This window comes from Chryseobacterium takakiae, assembly GCF_900129385.1.
GTDB lineage: Bacteria > Bacteroidota > Bacteroidia > Flavobacteriales > Weeksellaceae > Chryseobacterium > Chryseobacterium takakiae.
In genome coordinates this window covers 37,880-52,719 of sequence record NZ_FQVO01000018.1, presented here as the reverse complement: position 1 = coordinate 52,719, position 14,840 = coordinate 37,880, and the positions used below count along the sequence as shown (strand labels likewise).

Annotated in this window: 14 protein-coding genes and 3 tRNA genes; 5 read left to right on the top strand and 12 right to left on the bottom strand. The window is 37.0% G+C overall.

The window, feature by feature from the left end; all coding sequences use genetic code 11:
* A complete protein-coding gene (locus tag BUA76_RS17585) occupies positions 1-771 on the bottom strand; it encodes a glycogen/starch synthase (RefSeq protein ID WP_072886092.1) in 771 nt (256 codons plus the stop codon).
* Between the two features lie 181 nt (positions 772-952).
* Between BUA76_RS17585 and panC the strand changes: the two genes are divergently transcribed.
* A complete protein-coding gene (panC, locus tag BUA76_RS17580) occupies positions 953-1,801 on the top strand; it encodes a pantoate--beta-alanine ligase (protein WP_072886091.1) in 849 nt (282 codons plus the stop codon).
* Between the two features lie 208 nt (positions 1,802-2,009).
* Here panC and BUA76_RS17575 read toward each other — a convergent pair.
* The 3 genes from BUA76_RS17575 to BUA76_RS17565 all read right to left on the bottom strand — a co-directional run bounded on the left by BUA76_RS17575 (position 2,010) and on the right by BUA76_RS17565 (position 2,345).
* Positions 2,010-2,082 (bottom strand) — tRNA-Lys (locus BUA76_RS17575).
* A 72-nt stretch (positions 2,083-2,154) separates the two neighbouring features.
* Positions 2,155-2,237 (bottom strand) — tRNA-Leu (locus BUA76_RS17570).
* A gap of 35 nt (positions 2,238-2,272) precedes the next feature.
* Positions 2,273-2,345: transfer RNA gene (locus BUA76_RS17565), tRNA-Lys, on the bottom strand.
* 115 nt (positions 2,346-2,460) lie between these two features.
* Between BUA76_RS17565 and BUA76_RS17560 the strand changes: the two genes are divergently transcribed.
* Positions 2,461-2,976, top strand: a complete 516-nt coding sequence (locus BUA76_RS17560) for a shikimate kinase (protein WP_072886090.1) — start codon at positions 2,461-2,463, stop codon at positions 2,974-2,976.
* Between the two features lie 11 nt (positions 2,977-2,987).
* On the opposite strand, the gene BUA76_RS17555 is transcribed toward BUA76_RS17560, so the two are convergent.
* Positions 2,988-3,425, bottom strand: coding sequence for an RNA-binding S4 domain-containing protein (locus BUA76_RS17555; RefSeq protein WP_072886089.1), 438 nt, complete (start codon positions 3,423-3,425; stop codon positions 2,988-2,990).
* Between the two features lie 54 nt (positions 3,426-3,479).
* Here BUA76_RS17555 and BUA76_RS17550 point away from each other — a divergent pair, with 54 nt between their 5' ends.
* A complete protein-coding gene (locus BUA76_RS17550) occupies positions 3,480-4,238 on the top strand; it encodes a hypothetical protein (RefSeq protein WP_072886088.1) in 759 nt (252 codons plus the stop codon).
* Between the two features lie 38 nt (positions 4,239-4,276).
* Here the strand turns inward: BUA76_RS17550 and BUA76_RS17545 are convergent, their stop codons facing one another.
* The gene (locus BUA76_RS17545) at positions 4,277-5,794 is read right to left on the bottom strand and encodes an FMN-binding glutamate synthase family protein (protein ID WP_072886111.1); all 1,518 of its coding nucleotides are present in this window, start codon (positions 5,792-5,794) and stop codon (positions 4,277-4,279) included.
* 278 nt (positions 5,795-6,072) lie between these two features.
* Between BUA76_RS17545 and BUA76_RS17540 the strand changes: the two genes are divergently transcribed.
* Positions 6,073-6,714 carry an acetyltransferase gene (locus BUA76_RS17540; RefSeq protein ID WP_072886087.1) on the top strand — a complete coding sequence of 214 codons (642 nt, stop codon included), beginning with the start codon at positions 6,073-6,075 and terminating at the stop codon, positions 6,712-6,714.
* Between the two features lie 178 nt (positions 6,715-6,892).
* Here BUA76_RS17540 and mtaB read toward each other — a convergent pair whose 3' ends face one another.
* The 4 genes from mtaB to BUA76_RS17520 all read right to left on the bottom strand — a co-directional run bounded on the left by mtaB (position 6,893) and on the right by BUA76_RS17520 (position 12,036).
* A complete protein-coding gene (gene mtaB / locus BUA76_RS17535) occupies positions 6,893-8,239 on the bottom strand; it encodes a tRNA (N(6)-L-threonylcarbamoyladenosine(37)-C(2))-methylthiotransferase MtaB (protein WP_072886086.1) in 1,347 nt (448 codons plus the stop codon).
* 66 nt (positions 8,240-8,305) lie between these two features.
* Complete coding sequence (locus BUA76_RS17530) at positions 8,306-8,947, bottom strand: hypothetical protein (protein ID WP_228408505.1); 642 nt, start codon at positions 8,945-8,947, stop codon at positions 8,306-8,308.
* A gap of 68 nt (positions 8,948-9,015) precedes the next feature.
* The gene (locus BUA76_RS17525; RefSeq protein WP_072886084.1) at positions 9,016-11,109 is read right to left on the bottom strand and encodes a T9SS type B sorting domain-containing protein; all 2,094 of its coding nucleotides are present in this window, start codon (positions 11,107-11,109) and stop codon (positions 9,016-9,018) included.
* A gap of 129 nt (positions 11,110-11,238) precedes the next feature.
* On the bottom strand, positions 11,239-12,036 hold the full coding sequence (locus tag BUA76_RS17520; protein ID WP_072886083.1) for a hypothetical protein: 798 nt from the start codon (positions 12,034-12,036) through the stop codon (positions 11,239-11,241).
* 194 nt (positions 12,037-12,230) lie between these two features.
* Here BUA76_RS17520 and glgP point away from each other — a divergent pair, with 194 nt between their 5' ends.
* Positions 12,231-13,895: an alpha-glucan family phosphorylase gene (gene glgP, locus BUA76_RS17515; protein ID WP_072886082.1), complete on the top strand. Its 1,665-nt coding sequence runs from the start codon at positions 12,231-12,233 to the stop codon at positions 13,893-13,895.
* A gap of 155 nt (positions 13,896-14,050) precedes the next feature.
* Here the strand turns inward: glgP and BUA76_RS17510 are convergent, their stop codons facing one another.
* Entirely contained in the window at positions 14,051-14,242 is a 192-nt protein-coding gene (locus tag BUA76_RS17510; RefSeq protein ID WP_072886080.1) for a DUF6496 domain-containing protein, read from the bottom strand.
* An 11-nt stretch (positions 14,243-14,253) separates the two neighbouring features.
* A complete protein-coding gene (locus tag BUA76_RS17505) occupies positions 14,254-14,727 on the bottom strand; it encodes a hypothetical protein (RefSeq protein ID WP_072886079.1) in 474 nt (157 codons plus the stop codon).
* Positions 14,728-14,840: the final 113 nt, after the last annotated feature.

Genomic DNA, 14,840 nt, shown 5'->3' with positions numbered 1-14,840 from the left:
TTAATAAAGTTGATTAATAGAATCGATGTCCAGATATTCCGATTTCGGGGTTGATGTTTCATTGAAAGCCTTATCAAGGTCTTCATCAAGAAACTCATCACCTTTTACAATCATATCCACATAGTCCATACTTTCGGCCACAAAAGTTTTAACGCTTGGATTATTTAACGCTTTAAGACCTGAAATATTATCAAACTTCAGCTTTTCGTCAATATTGGAAGCTAAAGGGGCATCCTTTTCATTGTACAACGAAAGAACAATTTTTGCATCCTTAAAATAAGTATCGGATTCGTAGTATGTTTTAAGATAAATAGGAACAAAAGATGACATCCACCCGTTAAGATGAATCACATCAGGAACCCAGTTGAGTTTCTTAATGGTTTCGATTACGCCTCTGGCGAAGAAAATAGCTCTTTCGTCGTTATCATCAAAAGGATTTCCTTCATCATCAAAATAATATTGCTTTCTTTTGAAATATTCTTCATTATCGATAAAGTATACCTGAAGTCTTTCCCCCGGAAGAGACGCTACTTTAATAATAAGAGGCTGATCCAGATCATTGATAATGATATTCATCCCCGACAGGCGGATTACCTCATGGAGCTGGAATTTCCTTTCACTTATTTGTCCAAATCTTGGCATAAAAACTCTTACATCATTGCCTTCATTGTGCATCTTAAGTGCCATTTTGTTTACCACTGCAGCCATATTTGTATCTTCCTGATATGGATACATCTCTGTAGTAATGTACAGTATTTTTTGATTCGGCATAAACTTCTATCTAATTTTTGTAAAAATGCTTTAATGCGCAAAATTACGAAAAAACATTCAACATTAGTTTAATTAACATTTTTTTACGATAATTCACTGTCTGAAATTATTAAAACCATGTCTAACTGTATCATAACTATATGATATTTTTACTATTTTTGAATTACTATTAAAATAAACTATGGAAGTTTTAAAAAGCAAGAAGATTCTTCAGGATTTCATTGAAAGACAGAAGGAAATGGGAAAGAAAATAGGTTTCGCCCCCACTATGGGCGCCCTCCATGACGGCCATCTTTCGCTCTATAAACTGGCAAGAGAAGAGAATGATCTGGTGGTTTCATCAATTTTTGTTAACCCAACGCAATTCAACAATGCGGAAGATCTTGAAAAATACCCGAGAGACATTAACCGCGATATTTTGATCCTTGAAAAATCCGGGTTGGTAGACGCGGTTTACATTCCTGAAGTCACCGATATCTATCCTGAAAAGACCGAAAGCAGGCATTATGATTTTGATGGACTTGAAAATGAGATGGAAGGAAAATCCAGGCCGGGCCATTTTGATGGTGTGGGAACCGTAGTAGAAGAACTTTTTTTACAGGTAAAACCGGACAGTGCTTATTTTGGGGAAAAGGATTTTCAGCAGCTTGCCATTATCAGAAAGATGACTGAAAAGAAAAAGCTTCCTATTAAAATAATTGGAGTTCCTATTTTCAGGGCAGAAAACGGACTGGCCTTAAGTTCCCGAAACCAGAGACTCGATAAAGACCGCAGAGAAGCTTCAAAAATAATTTATGAAACGTTAAAAAAAGTCAATGAATGGTTCCGTGTATTAACGGTTCCGGAAATTAAACAGCGGGTACAAGAGGTTTTCGATAACCAGAGAGGAATGCAGCTTGAATATTTCCTGATCGCCGATGAGAAAACATTAAAAGAAACTGATTTCTTTTATAAAGACAGAAGTTTCAGGGCATTTATCGTAGTCGTTGTAGACGGAGTGCGATTGATCGACAATATACATCTGGATTAATTAAATCTAAACTTAATCTTTAACCAACTAAAACATAAACGTTACTTTCCGAGTGGCGTTTTTTTTACTGTAATTTCAGGTTGAAAAAATTTTAAAAAAAAGAAAATGATTGGAGTACATAAAAAATCAAAGGCCTCCTGAGGGAAGCCTTTGAAACACCAAATCACAAAATATTAATATGAAAAAAATTTACTTTTCAGTAAACTTGTGACCCGGCTGGGATTCGAACCCAGGACCCATACATTAAAAGTGTATTGCTCTACCAGCTGAGCTACCGAGTCGGTCACAATTAATAATGATAAATATAAATAAAATTTTTATTCTCAGTATTAACTATTTCATTTTCTGCATTGTGCCTGCGACTGGACTCGAACCAGCACATCCTTAGGAAACCACCCCCTCAAGATGGCGTGTCTACCAATTTCACCACACAGGCAATAAAATTACAAAAATCCAGTAATTTTTTGCTAGTGACCCGGCTGGGATTCGAACCCAGGACCCATACATTAAAAGTGTATTGCTCTACCAGCTGAGCTACCGAGTCGGCCACTTTATTATCAAGTTTTCATAATGATAATGTCCCTTGTTTTAAGTGGTGCAAAGATATAGCTTTTTTTTATTTCTCAAAACTTTTTTGCAAATTTGTTTAAAAAAAATTCATGATAATTTCACTGGTCGGATACATGGGAAGTGGCAAATCTCACATTTCCAAAATATTAAGCGAAAAACTAAATTTTAGACTTATTGACCTCGATAAAGAGATTTCTAAGCGAAATAAATTAACCATTCCTGAAATATTCGCAAAAAAGGGAGAAATCTACTTTAGAAAGCTGGAACGTGAGGCACTGGAAGAAATTCTTGCTACTGAAGAAAATCTGGTTTTGAGCCTGGGCGGAGGAACGCCTGCCTACTACAATAATATGGAAATCATCAACAGTAATTCCCGAAGTGTTTTCATGAGAGCTTCCGTAGGAACTTTAGCAGAAAGGCTATCCAAACAAAAGGAAAAACGTCCGCTCATTGCCAATATAGCCGATGAAGATCTTCCCGAATTCATTGCCAAGCATTTGTTTGAGAGAAACGCTTTTTACAGTAAGGCACAGTTTCATGTGGTTACAGACAACAGACAACCTGAAGAAATTGTAGCTGAAATAATAGAAAAGCTCTATCTCTAGAGCTTTATTTATTAATCATCTTCTGAATTGTCACCATCCTTTTCACCAAAAAAATCATCCCAATCGGTAAAATCGGAAGAAATATCATTTTCCACATAATCATCCATATCCCTTCTGTCTTTTTTAGTGGGCCTTCCCTCTCCTTTGATCCTGTAATAATCCTGGGACATTTTACGCATTTTCAGAAGTTCGTACTGCTCTTTATCCGTCACATCCTTGATATGTAGCGGAACAAGCTTTGCTCCTATCCTGCTTTTAGGGATCTGAATTACCTTAATTTTATAATCAATTTGATTTTTACGGATCTTAATGACATCTCCTTCTTTCACCTCTTTAGAAGACTTTACCACAGACTCGCCGATAGAAACCCTGTTTTTTTTGATTTCCTCTGTAGCGATGGTTCTTGTCTTATAAAAACGAATGCTCCATAAAAATTTATCTATTCTCATAATTTTTTATACTTTTGCCGTTATATTATTTGTAAAGTAATTAAAGTTTTTGAAATGAAAAAAATATTTTTATATATCCTTGCGGGATCTCTCTGCTTTTCTGCATGTAAAAAGGATGATGAGGTTGAAACTTTTATAGAACCTGAAGATGTATCGGTAAGAAATTCATATGACGACCAGGCTATTCAAAAGTTTATGGATAATAATTATCTTGATGCGCAGGGAAATATAAAAGCTTTCAGTTCTACAGACGCTTCTGATGACAATGAAAAAAAACTTTCCGAGCTTAATCCTGTAAAACTTCCTTCAGGAGTGGTTTATATCATAAGAAACGGAGCACAGCCATCTCCCGGTGTAACCCTTGAGACCAATTCCACGGCAGACAATGCCACACAAATCAGAGTAATGATGAGGGCCAATTATTATCTTGCAGCAGAAAGTGATGGAAATATATCTTTCGGAAGCGCAGGAGTTCTTTTAAATACTATTAACGGCTCTGGCTCACCAGCGACAGATCCGCCTTACTATTATGTAAAAAACAACGTTCTTGAGAGTGCGACCAGCGATGATGCAAAAAAAAGAAGCTATTACGAAATCGAAGGACTTCAGGAAGGATTGAAATACTTTAAAGGGTACGAAAATAAAGATGATGGTGACCCGTATAATTTACAGGGCGTAATCATTGTTCCTTCAAGAGCGGCATTTGCAAGAGATGTGCATTATAACTATACAGGATTTTCGCTTAAAAATAATTGCTTTGTTTTTAACTTTGAAATTTATAAAGCCAACTTAAGGCCGGCGAATGAAAAATAGACAAAAAACGCTTCAGAATATGAAGCGTTTTTTTATGATCAGAATCCTGATTTATGTTTTACATTTCCCAGAATGTCTGGGAAATAATGATCTGAAAGATGATCAAACTCATCACCTCTCATAAACATGGTTGCATCCACTTCTTCATAAGAACTTCTTCCTGCTGCCGCAATAAGTTCATTACAGGTATGCAGTGTATTTTTATGGAAATGATATACCCTTTCTGCTTTATCGGTAACATCCAGCCCTTTGATCAGCATTTTATCCTGAGTGGCAACACCTGTAGGACAATTATTGGAATTACATCTCAATGCCTGAATGCAGCCTAACGAGAACATAAAGCCTCTTGCATTGTTACACATATCCGCGCCCATTGCAATAGCTCTCAGGATATCCAGACTTGTTAAAACCTTTCCGCTGGCAATGACACGAAGTTTATTTCTCAGATTATAATTTTTAAGCGTTCTGTTTACAAAAATCAATGCAGGTTCCAATGGCATTCCCACCCCGTCTGAAAATTCCGGCGGCGCCGCGCCGGTTCCTCCTTCTGCACCGTCTACGGTAATGAAATCAGGATAAATTTTTAAGACATTCATCTGGACGCAGATATCTTCAAATTCCTTAGTATCACCTATACATAATTTAAAACCAACAGGTTTTCCTCCGGAAAGCTCCCGCAGTTCCTGTACGAATCTCAGCAATCCTGCTGCATCAGAAAATGCGGAATGAGATGGTGGCGAAATAATTGTCATTCCCGGAGTGACATGACGGATTTTCGCAATTTCCGGAGTATTTTTCACCCCTGGCAAAACACCTCCGTGTCCTGGTTTTGCGCCCTGAGAAAGTTTAATTTCAATCATTTTTACATTGGGAAGATTGGAATATTTTGCAAAGAGTTCAGCATTAAACTTTCCCTCATCATCACGACACCCGAAGTAGCCTGTCCCGATCTGCCAGCAAAGATCCCCTCCTTCAAGGTGATAAGGTGAAATGCCTCCTTCTCCTGTGTTATGATAAAAGTTCCCTTTTTTAGCGCCTCTGTTCAGGGAAATCTGGGCACGGTCACTCAAGGATCCGAAACTCATCGCTGAAATATTCAATAAAGAAGCATGATAAGGCTGCGTGCACTGTGCCCCTCCTACCCATACTCTAGGAAGTTCTTCCGAAGGCGACTTTGCATAAATAGAGTGTTTGATTCCTTCGTATTTTCGATGGTTGATTTCCAGCTGCGTTCCAAAAGCAACAGTATCCCCCAAGTTTTTGGCTCTTCTGTAGACTGCAGAACGCTGATTTCTTGGAAACGGTTTTCCGTCTGTTTCCCTTTCAATAAAATACTGCTGCATCTCCGGTGAAATATTTTCGAAAAAGTACCTGAAATAGCCTAATACAGGAAAATTTCTTAGAATTGCATGTTTTGTCTGATAGGTATTGTAAACCCCTAATGCATAAATGGCCGTCAAAAGAATAGGTATCCAGTAATGTGCCCTGATCAGTAATGCTACAACCCAGGTAACAATCACCAATACCAGTCCCCAAGATAAAAACTTATCTCTCATTTCTATTATTTTTTTATAAAGATAAAGATTAAAAAAGATTTTAATGGCTGAAACATAGTAAAATCTGATATTCCGCAGCCATTCTTTGTGGTATCTGCCGAACCAATACACCGGCTTAATTTTCAATGTTTTATAAATATACAAAATTTCCAATATTTTAATTATGTGTTAATAAATTACTTTATACGCATATAAAGTAAAAATAATTTCAATCCATAAAAAACAATTGCGTAAATTTGAGCGTTTGTTACCATTAGAAGAAAAATCAAGATAGAGATATGATAAAATTTGACAACAAAGTTCTAATTGTTGGCGCGAGCGGGTTTGGTAAGGAAGTACTTATGTGTTTAAGTGATTGTATTGCCGGTACAGATTTAAAATTAGAAGATATTGCCTGCTTCATGGAAACGGATGAATTTTGTAAGAATGTAAGAAATGTTCATGGAATTCCTGTAATTACCGAGGATCAATTTAATCCAGCTGACTACCACGTCCTGATTGCCATAGGAGATCCCAAAATTCGAAAAACAGTCGTTGAGAGACTTCCAAAGGAAACAAAATATACAACCCTTATCCATCCTTCAGCCATCATTTCTAAATATGTTGAAATTGGTGAAGGAACTATCATTACAGCAGGAACAATTGTTACCACAGATATTAAGATCGGTAAGCATGCCCATTTAAATCTGCTCACAACCATCGGGCACGACTGTAAAATCGGAGATTACTTTACGACAGCACCTTCAACAAACATCAGTGGAAACTGCGAAATTGGAGATAATGTTTATTTCGGAACAAGCTCATCCATAAGACAGGGAATAAAAGTTTGTGATAATGTAACCATTGGGATGGGTGCAATTGTTGTTAAAGATATCCGTGAAGAAGGAGTGTATGTCGGAAGCCCGGCCAGAAAACTGTAAAACCAAATTAATTGCCCAAAAGGCAAGAATGATACAGGGGCGCATATGCCCCTTTTTATTTTAGCGTAAAAGAAAAAATATCATACAGGTTTTTAAAACACTTTTACTATAGCCATTACATTGATTTATTGATTGAAAAGATACTAAGCTGATTTTTTTAGAGCCTAAAAAGCACACATTACAATTTCTCTAAAAATTTCTCAAAAGAATACTGTACGGAAACCGTACCATCAGCTTCTATTCTGTCCAGTTTCAGGAATTCAATCTGGTTTACGGACGCTGCATCAAAATCTTTCTGTACCCTCACATAATTTTCCGTGAAGCCAAACATTTTTCCGTCTTTATTTTCATGTTCCCAAAGTACGGGAAGCGTTTTCCCAAGCTGGGTCTGATAGAATGCCATCTTTTTCTTTTCGGAAAGGATTCTCAGCATTTTATTACGCTTCTTTCTTTCAGAAATCGGTACAATTCCGTCCATTGCGGCAGCCTCCGTATTTTCTCTTTCGGAATAGGTAAATACGTGGAGATAGGTAATCGGAAGCTCATTCAGGAAGTTATAGGTTTCCATGAACAAATCTTCCGTTTCTCCCGGAAAGCCTACAATGACATCGACACCAATTGCAGCATGAGGCATTACCTCACGGATTTTAGCAACCCTGTCTTTATACAATTTGGTAAGGTAACGGCGCTTCATTTTTTTCAGCAGCTCATCACTTCCCGATTGCAGCGGAATGTGAAAATGCGGAACAAAGCTTCTGCTTTTGGAAACCAGCTCTATACTTTCGTCTTTCAATAGATTCGGCTCAATGGAAGAAATCCGGATTCTTTCGATCCCATCCACTTTGTCCAGCTCGGAAATTAAATCCAGAAAGGTATGTTCATGTTTTTTATTTCCAAACTCTCCTTTTCCGTAATCACCGATATTAACTCCGGTAAGAACGATTTCTTTGATATCTCTTTGGGAAATTTCTCTGGCATTTTTCAGTACATTTTCAATGGTATCAGAACGGGAAATTCCTCTTGCCAAAGGAATGGTACAGTACGTGCATTTATAGTCGCAGCCGTCCTGAACTTTCAGGAAAGCTCTGGTTCTGTCTCCGATAGAATAGCTTCCGATAAAAAAATCAGTTTCTTCAATTTCACAGGAGTGCACAATTCCTTCATTTTCAGATTTTTCAAGATCATCGAGATAGCTTAGGATATTGAATTTTTCCTTAGCTCCCAATACAAGATCTACTCCTTCAATCTGTGAAATTTCTTCAGGCTTCAACTGCGCATAACATCCCACAATGACAACCAGTCCTTCAGGATTGGCTTTCATCGCTCTTTTCACGTGAAGTTTACACTCACGATCAGCATTTTCCGTAACAGAACAGGTGTTGATTACGTAAATATCCGCTTTTTCATCGAAACCCACTTTTTCATACCCTGCATCCGTCAGCTGACGGGCAATGGTAGATGTTTCCGCAAAATTTAATTTGCAGCCTAAGGTATGAAATGCGGCAGTTCTGTGAAATTGAGACATTTATTAATCCTGAATTTTGTGGCTGCAAAGATAATCAATTTAATACAAACTGTAAATTGATTCAGTCTATTGTTTAAATTCATCTCTAACTTCCTGACTGTTTTGATAGCAAACGGGAGAAAAATTATCAGTTCCACAATCATCCCTTTTCTGCAAATCCTGAATGCATTGTTCTCTGATCTCCCAGATTTTATGTAAACTATAATTAAGATTTTCTGTATTAATCCAATTTTTAAAGAAGTCCTGATGAAATGCACTTTTTTCTTCAACAATTTGATTATATTCTATCTCCTTTTCAATCAGCAGTTTATTTTTAAAATCATGATAATTGGAATTGGCCTTTGTAAAGTCGTAATATGTTTGCTCAATTTTCAGATAATTATGCGCTTCGGGAATGTATTCCAGGTTAAATTTCTCTAATGTATTTTTAATTTTACCCGTATATCCTGCATCCATTTTAAAAATTCCGAGTATAAGTTTTATTTCAGCAGCATCATTTTCAAGTGCGAGCTTTCTCAGTACTGCATGTTTTGTACTGCATGTTCCGCCTGAATCATTAAATACACAGAGAATATCGTGTTTATCTGTATTTCTTTTATATGGCAACATTGAAATATAATGACAGGCTGAATAAAAGTCATGGATATTTCTGTTTAAAAATTGCTCAGAAACAATTCCTTTATCTTTCTGTATTTTGAAATTTTTCATAACCATTAATGCTCAAAAAATAATTTAAAATAAAAACCACCTCTTTCGAGGCAGTTTAATTATATAGATCAATCTCTGTTTTTTACCATCACCCAACCCGAATACTTGATTAATGTATTCTTTTTATCATTTTCGTTCCATGTTACGGAATACCAGTAAGTGCCGGTCGGAACTTTTTTACCTCCTGTGGTTCCATTCCATTGATATCCATTCATTTTATCAGCCTGAAAGATTTTATTTCCGTACCGGTCGAAAATATTAAATATGAGATTTTGTTTATTTCCCAGTGCAGAATAATCAATTATATCATTAACGCCATCTCCGTTCGGAGTAATAACATTCACTAAATTCGGTACAACAATCGTGATATCAATAGGATCACAATCATAGGCATCTTTAACAAAAATATGATGATCCCCTCTTGGAATATTTGTTAAAACATTAGATTCCTGCCAGTTGATACCGTCTGTAGAATAGCTGTACGGACCTGTTCCTCCTGTGGCATTTATCGTTACTGTAGTATTCGCAATATCCACAGAAGAGATGACAGGCTGCTCGGAAGCATAAATTTTTACGGTTTGCAATGTGGTACAATCTCCCGTTTTCAGTTTTACCCAATATGTTCCCACACCCACATTGGATATGGTCTGGGTCGTGCCACCCGTACTCCATTCATAAGCGGTAAAGCCGGGTCCTGCATCCAGTGTTGTTTTATCTTCCATACAGATAATTTTATCCTGAAGAACATTAGAATACACAGGCGGAAGAACAACCAGATTAACTTTGGCAATGGCAAAACAGCCGTTTTCATTGGTTACTCTTATAAATACGACACCGTTGGATGCAATATAATTAGCAGGATTTGAGATGGCATTAGTATTATTTTGCGCATCGGCAAGAGAAGGAAAATAGGTTTTTGTCCCCGTTTGGGCAGTTACCGGAGCCGTTGTTAAATTAAATGAAGCCGTAGAAGGGTTTGATTCTATAAAACACGATCTTAATGTTGCTTCTGCCACGATAACAACCGGGTAAAATTTCAAAGTAATCTCAGCTACAGCTATACAACCGTACTGAGAAGTAATTTTCACATAGATGATTCCTTCAGCGGAAACAAACGCGGCAGGGTTTGTAATTTCATTAATTCCTGCATTAAGATCATTCAGGGTATTGTAATATTTTTTTGTAGCGGTAGGATCAGCGAAAACCGCTGCAGAAGTAAGGTTAAAAGTAGCAGTCCCTGCATTATTGTTATTACAGCTGTAAAGAGTAACATTATTTCCGGTAATATTTCCTTGTTTAAATTTAAATGCTCCCGTTTGTCTGCAGGAATTGATCGGATTATTAGGGTCTGCCGGATCCTGATAATGAATGCTGTAATAATACGTTAATGCCATATTTACTGTTTGTGGCGTAAGAATAGGATTCGCTCCCGAAAGCGCATTATTTTGAGAAGTATGATACGTAATTTGAAAATTCGAATTTCCGTTCAGGATACCTGCCGTTAACGTACTGAAATCAAAAACAGCAGGATTTTGGCAGATAATGATCTCTCTTGGATCTGCTGGATTTGCAGCCGGAGCTCCCGGTGGCGTGAAAGGCTGTGTCTGGATATTAGGATTGGTAAACGGAGACGCAAGGGTTGCCGTTCCGCCCCAGGTAAGCGAAAAAGGAGCCATAGTAGGGTTAAACACATCAACCCAATTGTCAATGTAAAGATAATAGGTTTGTCCAGGCAGCACATCCAGATATTTGCAGTACGGTGTTAAAGAGCCACCAGCTGCGGAAGTAATCGTACTCGTCATATTCAGTCCGGTAGAGGCTCCTACGCCTATTACAGTTGCTGCATTACAGCGTATCGGTGCTCCCAGATTTCCGCAATTAACATTCGGACCGTATACCGCCCAGTCGTAATCGGCATCCGGATCGCTCGGCACCAGATCAAAAGTAAGGGTTCCGCCTGTTGCTATGGTGATTTTGTACCAGATGGAATTATGTTCGCCAGTAGTAAGACATCCTCCAAGATTTTCATTCACAGCACCAATTCCCGAAGGAGAATACGTGATATCTGAATTTCCACAGACAGTGAGTGCTGTGGAACAGTCAGCCTGGGAAAAAAGCGCTCGGGATAATGACAGTAAAAAAAAGAGTAAATATTTCTTCATACTTTTTTCAATTTGGTTATATTCAGTGATTTTTGTTTATATCAAATATAAACATTCCATATCGATTATGCTATTTTAATTTAACATAATTCATCATAAATTGAAAAACAATGAAAGATACTCAACAAATCACTTTATACTCGTAATATTTCCGCAAAGATTTTCGATGTGAAAAATTTTATGAAAAGGACTTTTTACCTGATGCAGGTGTTCCTTATCCTGAATAAAAGTATAACGTGAAGCAATAGAATTCATATCCGAAACAATCACGAGCCAGCATTCGTCTACCGAAGTATCGTAATATGGAAACTTTTCGTTCTTTTTTTCTATAAGTTCTACAATTTTTTCAGAGCACAATTCATCAAAGAGGTTCATATTGTATTCATGGGTGATAAATACGTTTCTCCTGTGAAAGGATTTTCTTAAGCTCTTTACGCAACCATATGCTTTTCCGCGTTTGATGCTTTTGTAGATATTGAGGATAATTTCCTGTTGATTTTCCAGTGTATCGGGCCGGATATTGGAGTGGAATTCCAAAAAATAAACACCACGATATTTCGTAGTGTCTTCCTGTTCCAATACTATTTCTGCCTGACGGAAAATTTTGTTTAAGCTGCTTTCGATCTTCTTCATTTCAAGATGGTTAATCACTTCGGTGAGTTCTATCCCTATTTTCTTGTCATTGAATTTTGCTATAAAATCCGGACTTTCACAGGTTAAATCCTCAAATTTTACTTCAGGAAAATGGTGCATAAAAGAATTAAGCAGTAAGATCTCAGTTTTTTTCTTATACTTTTCCCGATCATGTAAGGGAGACTGATCTATGGTACGGTGATATTTTTCGATCGGCTTTTTTTTCAAATGCCGGTTGAGATAATAAAGGCTTAGATTTTTAATTAAATCTTCATCAGAAAAAGTCTTTTTCATGTGCTTATATTTTATTGTTATGGAACACATAAAACTTTCGGTTTCATGTCATGAAGTTTTGATTATCAAAAAATTACAACTTAAAGATAAGTAAAAATTCAATGCTATATTTTCTTTTAAAATAATTTATCTGATATTTAACATTTAGTTTACTTTCATAATTAATACCTTTGGCTTTCAAATATAAAACTGTGATGGATTTTAGAAACTTTAAAATGCCTTTTGGCACCAATCCCAAATACTCTAAAAAAGTAGCTTATTTTTCAATGGAATTTGCCATAGAGCAGGTTCTTAAAATATATTCCGGAGGACTCGGATTTTTAGCAGGATCTCATATGAGAAGCGCTTATAATCTGAAACAGGATCTTATTGGAATCGGAATTTTGTGGAAATTCGGATACTATGATCAAGCTAGAAATCATGACCAGACCTTACAGCCGGTCTGGACTAAAAAAATGTACAGTTTCCTTGAAGATACTGGCATAAAATTCCAGATCGAAATCCACAGCGCGCCGGTTTGGGTAAAAGTATGGTATCTTGATCCTGAAATTTTTCATACAGCACCCATGTTTTTGCTCTCAACGGATGTTCCGGAAAACGACCATGTTTCAAAAACCATTTGCCATAAGCTTTATGACGCAAACGAGTCTACGAAGCTTGCCCAATATATTCTTTTAGGGAAAGGCGGTGCCAAGCTGCTTGATGAGATGAATCTGGAGAGGGATATTTATCATCTTAACGAGGCGCACGGACTTCCTGCAGCATTTCATCTGCTTAAAAAATACAGCGGAGACCTGAACAGGGTAAAAGAAAAGCTGGTATTCACTACCCACACTCCCGAGGAAGCCGGGAATGAAAAACACAGCCTGAGACTTTGTTATGAAATGTCTTATTTTTCCGGGTTCAGTATGGATGATGTGAAGAGAATAGAAGGTTCCGGTGATGACCGTTTCAACCATTCTTTGTGCGCTCTTAAGATGGCGCATATTGCCAATGGTGTTTCTCAGCTGCATGGTGACGTTTCGAGAGCCATGTGGAGCAAGTATGACGGAATATGTGAAATTACCTCTATTACCAATGCACAGGAATTCAAGTACTGGTCAGACAAACCTTTGTATAATGCTAAAGATGAAAATGATGAAACGGTTTTTGATTACCGTAAAAAACATCTTAAGAAAAGACTTTTTAAAGTAGTTGCAGACCAGACGGGCGATCTTTTTAACCCAAATATTTTCACCATCGTATGGGCAAGGAGATTTGCAGGATATAAAAGGGCAGATCTTCTTTTGCAGGACAAAGAAAGATTTTACAGGCTTCTGAATAATCCGAAACATCCTGTACAGATCATTTTTGCAGGGAAACCCTATCCTATGGATTATTCTGCTATTTCTATTTTTAATTTACTGGTAGAAGAAAGCAAGAACAATAAAAATATGGCAGTTCTTACAGGATATGAACTTGCCCTAAGTAAATTACTGAAACAGGGATCTGATCTTTGGCTCAATAATCCGAGAGTTCCGAGAGAGGCTTCCGGAACATCAGGAATGACTGCCGCGATGAATGGTTCCGTAAATCTTTCCACGGACGACGGCTGGATTCCTGAATTTGCAAAACATGGAGAAAACTCTTTCGTTGTACCGAAAGGAGATTACGAAAATATGAGCGTTTATGAACAGGATAATTATGACATGAACAAGCTGTACGAAATTCTTGAAAACGAAATTCTTCCTGCTTATTATGATCATCCGAATCAATGGAGAAAAATACAGTACAATTCAATGAATGATGTTAAAGATCAGTTTAACAGTGACCGAATGGCGGATGAATATTATCAGATGCTTTATAATTACAAAGGATAGCTGTTGATTGATGTTAAACTATTTATATACCGTAGCCAGTTCTCGATACATTTTTCTCCGCTTCGCTGCGAAAAACACTCAAACTGACAAACGATAACACTTGTTACAAAATGAAAAGCCCGGCTTGAAAATTTTCAAGCCGGGCTTTTATAAAATTAATCTTTTTTCTTTTTTTCTTTAGGCACTTTTAAGCCCTCTTCTCTTGCTTCAGAAATCCCTATGGCTACCGCCTGCTTTCTGCTTTTCACTTTATCTCCGGAAGAAGACTTTAGCTTTCCTTCCTTAAATTCGTGCATTACTTTCTCTACTTTGTCCTGAGCTTTTTCTGAATATTTGTTCTTGCTCATAATATTATATTTTAAGATATTGGTACTGAAACTCCTATTTCATACACTTTTGCGTGTTTCATGTATTTCGACCGCTCTCGTGAAGTTACCGATTCAAAATGATCATTTTTAAGGACAACAATCGGATCTTCGGTATTTTCAATCTCGAAATTGGTAAGGTACCTTTCATCCGGTGGAGACTGCAATAGCTTTGCTTTTATTTTCTGAAGTTCATCCGCATATTCTTTAAAACCCGGATCGGATGAATGGATGAATTTATACTCATCTCCCGCATCAACAAAATAATGCAGCTTTTTATCAATCAAATGTGCTTCATCGCCTATTATAGGGTTATCGTTTCCATCTTTGAAACCTACTTCCACCAATTCGCCATTTTTTTTCTGAGCGTATTCTTCGGCATCTTTATAGCTTGAAAAACCTGTGTATACAATGGTACTGCTTAATTCGTAGCGGTTTAGTTTTTGATCATAAGCATTCGTTTCCATAATTATTATATGATATTGATTATACTTTAACCATTCAATTTTTTTGCCAAAAGCCTATTTTCAAATGCTTTTTCTGACATTCATAAAATTGTTATATTTGAAAGCTTTAAAAT

Excerpts from the sequence above, each read along its gene's own strand:
- BUA76_RS17585 (WP_072886092.1), bottom strand. The coding sequence starts at position 771 with ATGCCGAATCAAAAAATACTGTACATTACTACAGAGATGTATCCATAT.
- panC (WP_072886091.1), top strand. The coding sequence starts at position 953 with ATGGAAGTTTTAAAAAGCAAGAAGATTCTTCAGGATTTCATTGAAAGA.
- BUA76_RS17560 (WP_072886090.1), top strand. The coding sequence starts at position 2,461 with ATGATAATTTCACTGGTCGGATACATGGGAAGTGGCAAATCTCACATT.
- BUA76_RS17555 (WP_072886089.1), bottom strand. The coding sequence starts at position 3,425 with ATGAGAATAGATAAATTTTTATGGAGCATTCGTTTTTATAAGACAAGA.
- BUA76_RS17550 (WP_072886088.1), top strand. The coding sequence starts at position 3,480 with ATGAAAAAAATATTTTTATATATCCTTGCGGGATCTCTCTGCTTTTCT.
- BUA76_RS17545 (WP_072886111.1), bottom strand. The coding sequence starts at position 5,794 with ATGAGAGATAAGTTTTTATCTTGGGGACTGGTATTGGTGATTGTTACC.
- BUA76_RS17540 (WP_072886087.1), top strand. The coding sequence starts at position 6,073 with ATGATAAAATTTGACAACAAAGTTCTAATTGTTGGCGCGAGCGGGTTT.
- mtaB (WP_072886086.1), bottom strand. The coding sequence starts at position 8,239 with ATGTCTCAATTTCACAGAACTGCCGCATTTCATACCTTAGGCTGCAAA.
- BUA76_RS17530 (WP_228408505.1), bottom strand. The coding sequence starts at position 8,947 with ATGAAAAATTTCAAAATACAGAAAGATAAAGGAATTGTTTCTGAGCAA.
- BUA76_RS17525 (WP_072886084.1), bottom strand. The coding sequence starts at position 11,109 with ATGAAGAAATATTTACTCTTTTTTTTACTGTCATTATCCCGAGCGCTT.
- BUA76_RS17520 (WP_072886083.1), bottom strand. The coding sequence starts at position 12,036 with ATGAAAAAGACTTTTTCTGATGAAGATTTAATTAAAAATCTAAGCCTT.
- glgP (WP_072886082.1), top strand. The coding sequence starts at position 12,231 with ATGGATTTTAGAAACTTTAAAATGCCTTTTGGCACCAATCCCAAATAC.
- BUA76_RS17510 (WP_072886080.1), bottom strand. The coding sequence starts at position 14,242 with ATGAGCAAGAACAAATATTCAGAAAAAGCTCAGGACAAAGTAGAGAAA.
- BUA76_RS17505 (WP_072886079.1), bottom strand. The coding sequence starts at position 14,727 with ATGGAAACGAATGCTTATGATCAAAAACTAAACCGCTACGAATTAAGC.